This is a genomic window from Paenibacillus sp. NRS-1781, from assembly GCF_050467745.1.
GTDB classification, from domain to species: Bacteria; Bacillota; Bacilli; order Paenibacillales; family Paenibacillaceae; genus Paenibacillus; species Paenibacillus terrae_A.
Genome location: NZ_JBITPI010000006.1, coordinates 95,866 through 103,602 on the forward strand (window position 1 = coordinate 95,866; position 7,737 = coordinate 103,602).

Annotated in this window: 4 protein-coding genes; all 4 read left to right on the plus strand. The window is 49.1% G+C overall.

Annotated elements, in window-relative coordinates; genetic code table 11:
• The first annotated feature begins 151 nt into the window (after positions 1–151).
• Positions 152–2,317 (plus strand): DUF454 family protein, encoded by a 2,166-nt coding sequence (locus tag ACIFO6_RS02180; protein WP_430037591.1) that lies wholly within the window; start codon positions 152–154, stop codon positions 2,315–2,317.
• Positions 2,310–3,965: an amino acid ABC transporter ATP-binding/permease protein gene (locus tag ACIFO6_RS02185; protein ID WP_430037594.1), complete on the plus strand. Its 1,656-nt coding sequence runs from the start codon at positions 2,310–2,312 to the stop codon at positions 3,963–3,965. The genes ACIFO6_RS02180 and ACIFO6_RS02185 overlap by 8 nt, the downstream gene beginning before the upstream one ends.
• 291 nt (positions 3,966–4,256) lie before the next feature.
• The gene (gene pulA, locus ACIFO6_RS02190; protein ID WP_430037597.1) at positions 4,257–6,761 is read left to right on the plus strand and encodes a type I pullulanase; all 2,505 of its coding nucleotides are present in this window, start codon (positions 4,257–4,259) and stop codon (positions 6,759–6,761) included.
• 214 nt (positions 6,762–6,975) lie between these two features.
• Complete coding sequence (locus ACIFO6_RS02195) at positions 6,976–7,614, plus strand: 50S ribosomal protein L25 (protein WP_430037600.1); 639 nt, start codon at positions 6,976–6,978, stop codon at positions 7,612–7,614.
• The last annotated feature ends 123 nt before the right edge of the window (positions 7,615–7,737 follow it).

Consider the following 7,737-nt stretch of genomic DNA (forward strand, 5'->3'; position numbering starts at 1 on the left):
ACAAAAGCGTGTTCTGTAGAGATGTGCTTCAAGAGGATTTTGTCATGCGTGATTTACATCACATAACAACCTGTCTAAATTGTTTATATTGATAATGATTATCATTATCCATCAAATGGGTCATCATCATATCTTTTTAGGGAGGATTACAGTGAAACCGATCTATATTACCTTAGGGTTTCTATTTTTGGCGCTTGGAGTCATTGGCGTGGTGGTACCGTTGCTGCCGACTACGCCGTTTTTGCTGTTAGCAGCCTTTTTCTTTATGCGGGGGTCTGAACGGATTCACCAATGGTTTTCGAATACCCCTTTGTACCATAAGCATCTGGAAAGCTTTGTCCAAACGAGATCGTTGAAGCTGTCCACGAAAATCACGACTCTGGGATTGGCGTCAGCCATGCTCATTACCGGCTTTATTTTAACCCCACCTGTGTGGGCCAAGGTGATTATCGGGTTAGTCATCCTCTTCAAATATTATTACTTTATATTCAGGATCGGAACGGTGAGAGGCACTACAGCGGAAACTCCATCCCCAACTCCATCTGTAGCTGCACTTGCTGATACCACGAAGAAAAGGTCTAAAATGGTCGACAGCCGTCTGCTTGGTCTGGTGGAGCATTCCCGAAAGTATATCGTTCTGGGTGTGCTTGTGCAGTGGATCGGTCTTTTAGGCAGTATAGCCGCTGTTTTGTCCATGTCCTATGTTTTGCAGCAGGCATGGACGGGACAAGTTACCCGTAAGCTGATTCTATCTGTGACGGCCATTGTCATTGCTGCGATTGCAGTCCGATGCTTGTGCAATTATGCAGCCAGTATGCTGTCCTATCGGGCCTCCGTGAATGCCAAAAAAACGCTGCGCTCGCAAATTTACGGCAAGCTGCTGAAGCTGGGGCCAGCGTATACGGATCATACCTCCACGTCGGGGGTTATTCAGGTTGCTGTAGAAGGAGTGGAGCAGCTTGAAACCTATTTTGGCAGATACATGCCCCAGTTATTTTACAGTCTGCTTGCACCCGTAACGTTGTTCATCACCTTATCCTTTGTCAGCTTCAAGGCTGCCATTATTCTGTTGATCTGCGTTCCGCTGATTCCGGTGTCGATTATAGTCATTATGAGAATGGCTAAAAAGCTGTTTCGCAAATATTGGGGCAGCTATGTTAATCTGGGTCACAGCTTTTTGGAAAATGTACAGGGCCTGACCACGCTTAAAATATACGGGACAGACCAGGAGAAGCATCAGGAAATGAACACGGCGGCCGAGGATTTTCGCAAAATGACAATGAAAGTACTGACCATGCAGCTTAACTCGGTGGCAGTCATGGACCTTATTGCATTTGGCGGTGCCGCTGCGGGCGTTCTGGTCGCAGTGAGCGAATATTCCGCTGGTCATATCGGCTTGGCGGGAGCGCTGATCATTGTGCTGCTGTCGGCGGAGTTCTTCATTCCGCTGCGCCTGCTGGGCTCTTACTTTCATATCGCCATGAACGGGATGGCAGCGAGTGACAAAATATTTCAAATTCTGAGTACAGAGGAGCTAGTACAAGGAAAAAAAAGCATCGAGACTACCGATATTCGACTGGATCAGGTGAACTTTGCCTATGACGAAAGGGACACTCTACGAGATATATCTATGGATATTCCTCAGGGCAGCTTTGTTTCCATTGTCGGGGAATCAGGCTCTGGTAAAAGCACGGTAGCCGGATTAATCGTTGGACATCACGAGGGTTATCGGGGAAGCTTGATCGTTGGAGGAACCGAGCTTGCCGCCATTTCGGAAGAAAGCCGTATGCGTCATATGACCTGGATCGGCTTCAACAGCTATATTTTCAAGGGCACGGTCGAAGCTAATTTGAAAATGGGCAATGAGCATGCGAATGAGGAACAGATGCTGGAAGCGTTGCGGCAGGTAAAGCTGTATGACTTCATTCTCTCACAGGGAGGACTGGAAGTAGAGCTGGAGGAGCAGGGAACGAACCTGTCAGGGGGACAACGCCAACGGCTAGCGCTGGCAAGAGCGCTGCTGCATGATAGTGGCGTGTACATTTTTGACGAGGCTACCTCTAACATAGATAGTGAGAGCGAGGCAGGCATTATGGAGGTTATACATGCGCTGGCAGGCCACAAAACCGTTATTCTCATCTCACATAGACTGGAAAATGTTGTACAATCTGACCGCGTCTATGTGCTGCGAAACGGCCAAGTGGCAGAGTCTGGTACACATGCTGAGCTGTTAAGCCAGCAAGGGCATTATGCAGAGATGTATCTCAGTCAAAACCGGGTAGAGCAGTTTGTAAAAGGAGGTGCTGTATATGCGTAGACACGGAATGCGGATTATGGCCCGATTAATGGCGCTGGCGGGGCCTCTGTTACCCGTTCTGCTCATAACGATTGTTACGGGAGTGCTTGGATTTGCTTGTGCTATTGGCATTATTGTCTATGGAGCCCTTGCCCTGCTTACAGCAACGGGCATCACGACGGGCTACAGTATGACGTTCCTGCTCACGCTCATCGTGGTTTGTGCTGTATTGCGCGGCGTGTTCCGTTATGGTGAGCAAATGAGTGGTCATTACCTCGCCTTCAAGCTGCTGGCTGTACTGCGTGACAAGGTGCTTCAAGCCCTGCGCAGACTGGCGCCAGCTAAGCTCGAAGGCAAGGACAAAGGGAATCTGATCTCGCTGATTACGAGTGATATCGAGCTGCTGGAAGTGTTTTATGCACATACGATAGCGCCTATTATGATCGGCATCATCACTTCACTGCTAATGGTATTCTTTATCGGTTCATATGAGCCTCTATTAGGCTGGCTCGCTGCACTTGCTTACATCACAGTCGGTCTGTTCATTCCCTTGTTAACGTCGCGTATGGGCAGACGTCAGGGTATGGAATACCGGAGCAGCTTCGGCAAGCTGAGCAGTTATTTCCTGGACAGCCTGCGGGGTATGAAGGAAATTGTGCAATACGGGCGCGGAGAACAACGACTGGCGGAGATTAACCGTCGCACGGATCAATTGGATGCCAAGCAGAAGAGCTTGAAGCATCATGAAGGCATCACAAGAGCGATAACGGATGCTGCGGTCGTGGGTTTTTCATTTCTGATGCTGCTGGCTGGATTGTATGGCATGTCCAAGGGGCAAGTCAGCTTTACAGGGATGCTTATTTCCGTTATTGCCCTGTTTAGCTCGTTTGGCCCGGTAGTTGCGCTTAGCAATTTGTCCAACAATCTGCTGCAAACGCTGGCGAGCGGGGAACGTGTGCTGAGTCTGCTGGAGGAAACCCCGGAGGTCGAGGAAAATATCGAGGGAATGAGGGTTGCTTTTTCCGGGGCGAAGGTGGACAGGGTTACTTTTGCATATGAGGGTCAGACGGTGTTGGATGATGTAAGTCTCACGATACCGCACAAGCGGATTACAGGTATTCAGGGTAAAAGCGGCTCTGGCAAGTCCACCTTGCTCAAGCTGCTGATGCGGTTCAGGGACCCACAGCAGGGCGAGATATTGCTATCTGGACATGATTTAAAAGAAATCGGAACGAAGCATTTGAGAGGTCTGCAAAGTTATGTGGATCAGGATACGTTCCTGTTTGATGATACGATTGCAGCCAATATTAAAATTGGAAAACCTGATGCTACGCATAAGCAGGTTGTGGAAGCAGCCCGCAGGGCGTCGGTGCATGATTTTATTATGACCTTGCCTCAAGGATATGACAGCCGTGTTGGAGAATTGGGGGACAGGCTATCCGGTGGTGAACGTCAGCGGCTCGGGCTGGCCAGAGCCTTTGTTCATGATGCTCCGCTCCTGCTGCTCGATGAGCCTACCAGCAATTTGGACAGCCTGAACGAAGCGATCATTTTAAAATCGTTAAAGGAACAGCAGCAGGATAAAACGATTGTCCTTGTTTCCCACCGAAGCTCTACCATGCGGATTGTGGACGATATGTTTCAGATGGATAACCGCAGGATGTCCTGATTTTTTGGCGTTTTTAGCGTGTATGTGAAGGGATGAAGGGAATTATTTATGGTGCTTGAAGGGCTGCTGCTGTAGCCTGTTCATGGTTTTGTCATAAAATGGAGTGTGCGTGTGAAATGAAAGCAGCATCCGTATTTGAAATCATCCAACTTTTCAAGCTTGTCTTATTTTGATAGCCTAGTAGGTGAGGATTTTGCAAAATCCTGAGGTATACTGACAAGTCGAATACATCATAAATGATGGATGAACAGAGGCTAAAAGCCGATGTACAGAAATGGGTGGTGAACAGGAATGTCTGATTTCAATCAACTCAAGGAGCTTGAGTACACAACATATCCCACATATGAAGGCCATGATTTGGGTCTTACTTATACGCCTGCCGGCAGCATGTTTAAAGTATGGGCACCGACTGCGAAGCAGGTCCATGTAGCGCTGTATGACAACACTGGATTGTATGACCAGGAAGGTAACGTTCAGGACCATAGCGGTGGCTGGGAATTTCCGATGAGCCGTGATGAGTGTGGTGTATGGTCCGTAGAGCTGGAAGGCGACTGGAACAAGTATTATTACATGTACAGGCTGGAATGGGCAGATCGCACACTTCATTATGCAGCCGACCCTTATGCTACAGCGGTATCAGCCAATGGACAGCGCACGGCAATCGTTGATTTGGCTCAAACCCATCCGGACGGATGGAAAGAGGATGCTGGACCCACACTTGCCCGGGCTACGGATGCCATTATATATGAGCTTCATGTGCGTGATTTTTCAATGGATACACATTTTAATACTGGAGAAAAAGGCTTATCTGCCGCACAAGGACGGTTTGCAGCCTTTACGTATACGGGACTAAAAGATTTGGTGGGCAACAGTATCGGACTGGATCATTTGCTGGAGCTGGGCATTACACATGTTCATCTGCTTCCAGTAGCTGATTTCCATACGGTAAATGATTTTGCAGAACAGGGCACGGAATATAACTGGGGTTATGATCCCCAGCACTATAATGTGCCGGAGGGCTCTTATTCTTCCAATCCGGCTGACCCGGAGGCACGTATACGGGAGTTGAAGCTGCTGGTGCAATCCCTGCATGCTGCTGGCATCGGTGTCATTATGGACGTCGTGTACAACCATACTTTCTCGGTGGAAAAAGGGCCGTTCGAGCCTGTTGTACCGGGTTACTATTACCGTACGGATGAGCATGGACAGCCTTCCAACGGCTCGGGTGTGGGTAATGAGGTGGCAAGCGAACGCCCGATGGTTCGCAAGTATATCAAGGATTCGCTGCGCTATTGGGCAGAGGAATATCATATAGATGGCTTCCGCTTTGATCTGATGGGACTGATAGATACGCCGACTGTGGAGCAGCTTACACAGGAGCTTCGCTCTGAGGTTCGTCCCGATCTGCTTATCTATGGAGAGCCTTGGACGGGGGGAGAATCCCCGCAGCCTCTGCTGACGTTAAAAGGAACGCAAAGGGACAAAGGCTTTGCCGTCTTCAATGACAACTATCGTTCTGCTATTAAGGGTGACAGTGATGGTACCGCAAGTGGCTTTGCCACGGGGGCATGGGATCAGGAGGAACTGGTGCTTAAAGGTGTTTTTGGAGCTATTCATGATTTTACAGCCCAACCTTCGGAAACGGTCAATTATGTCACGGCTCACGATAATCTCAATCTGTGGGATAAAATTTTGACGGTGCGGCATTTGCGGGAACACTGCGGTTTTCCTCAATGGAAGCAGGGTCAGCCGCAGGATGGGAGAGCGGCCGAACAAGCCATGGCGGAAGCAGACCCGTACCGGGAAGTGAATGAGCATGACTTGCTGGAGAATGAAACCGTACGGAAATCCTTGCTGGCAAACGGCATGGTGCTGACCTCCCAGGGCATTCCCTTTATCCATGCAGGTGATGAACTGTTGCGCTCCAAATATGGAGACCATAATAGCTACCGTAGTGTGGATGTGGTGAATGCTATTCGCTGGGAGAACAAGGCGAGATTTCGTCCCGTATTTGATTACTATCAGGGGTTAATCGCTTTACGGCGCAGTCACCCGGCATTCCGAATGGATCACCGGGAGCTGGTGGAGCAGCATATGGAGGTGCTGCACAGCAGCGGGCATGTGGTGGCTTTTGCATTGAGACACCATGCAAACGGCGACGCCTGGAATCAGATTGTGGTGATTTATAACGGCTCGGATACGGAGCAGACCATACTGCTGCCTGCGGAATCGGATCGCTGGCATGTCGTTGTGGATGCTCACGGGGCTGGAAATGAGATACGGTATGAAGTAGCAGGCTATCGTGTGACCGTTTCACGCTGGTCGATGATGGTACTGTATGATCAGGAGGAACCCGCTAAGCCATCCTTTTTGACCGGACAGGATCAGACTAACGAGCTGCTGGCGGAGAACGGATTGGAAGGCTCGGATGAGGGAACAGACCAGGAAATCGCAGGTCACTACGAAGAAGCGGCATTGTATCGCACCGTTGAGTTGATTTACGAGCGTGCGGATCGACAATATTCCGGTTGGAATGTGTGGGTATGGGGCACCGGATGCCGGGACGGACATGTTGAATTGAGTGAATTGGATGACGGTCGCGCAGTAGCGCGTATTCAAGTGGCTTCTCATGTGCAGCGTATCGGCTACATCGTCCGCCTCAATCAGTGGGATGCCAAGGATATTGAGGCTGATCGGTATATTGATGTAGACCTGAACCGTTCTGTGATGCAGGTATTGATTCATAGTGGCAGAGAAGAATATTTGCTGCTGGTCAACGACAATCGAGCGGGATAGCTTTATTTTCAGAAATAGCATGTTTCGATTATTTCGAAAGATGCTATTTTTTTATGCAAACGTGTGTCAGTTTCAGAAAAAAGGGGTAATATAGAATTATGGACTTGTTTAGTTTTGCCAGCTTGCTGGCTTATACCTTGTAGTGCGACTGGTGAACAGGCAAGATTCTTGAGGAATAATCATTTGTAAGGTAACCTGAAGGAGGTTGTATATCATGAGTTCTAATGGAGGAAGTATTCAACTGACCGCCCAGCCGAGAACAGAGAAGAAGGGTTCGGCACTTCGTGGATTGAGGTTAAAAGGACGGATTCCAGCTGTGGTTTACGGCTCTGAGCTTGAAGGAACCCCTGTACATGTCGATGCCAAAGAATTTAATAAAGTAGTCAGAACCGGACGTTCGGAGGTGTTCAACCTCACAGTAGAGGGTGGAGAAACCATTCCGGTCATCATTAAGGATTATCAGCAGCGTGACAATCAGTGGGTGCATGCCGATTTTTTGAAAATCTCCAAAAACAAGCCGCTTCGCGTGCGTGTTTCTATTGATTATCAGGGTACACCTGTAGGTACAAAAACGGGCGGTATTCTGCAAATTCAAGAAACCGAAGTCGAAGTCGAGGGTCTTCCTGCTGACCTGCCATCTACCCTTGAGGTGGATGTATCCGCACTGGATGTCGGTGACAAGCTGAGCGCGAGCGACCTGAAACTTCCTAAAGGAGTAACGTTGCACGTTCCTGAGGAAGAGTTGCTTGCTTCCATTATCGTTCCGCGCGCGGTTGAGGTGGAAAATGCTGCTGTAGCAGGTGATGCAGCTGCAACAGAAGGTACTGTGGCTTCCGAAAACAAGGAATCCTGATGCTATAGGTCATCGGATAGATAAGTGCTTTCCTGCTGAAGACGGCTATTCAAACATAAATCTAAAATCGCTCCCTGATCAGGGGGGGGGCGATTTTTTGCGTGTGCGCCCGGCATGGGCGAT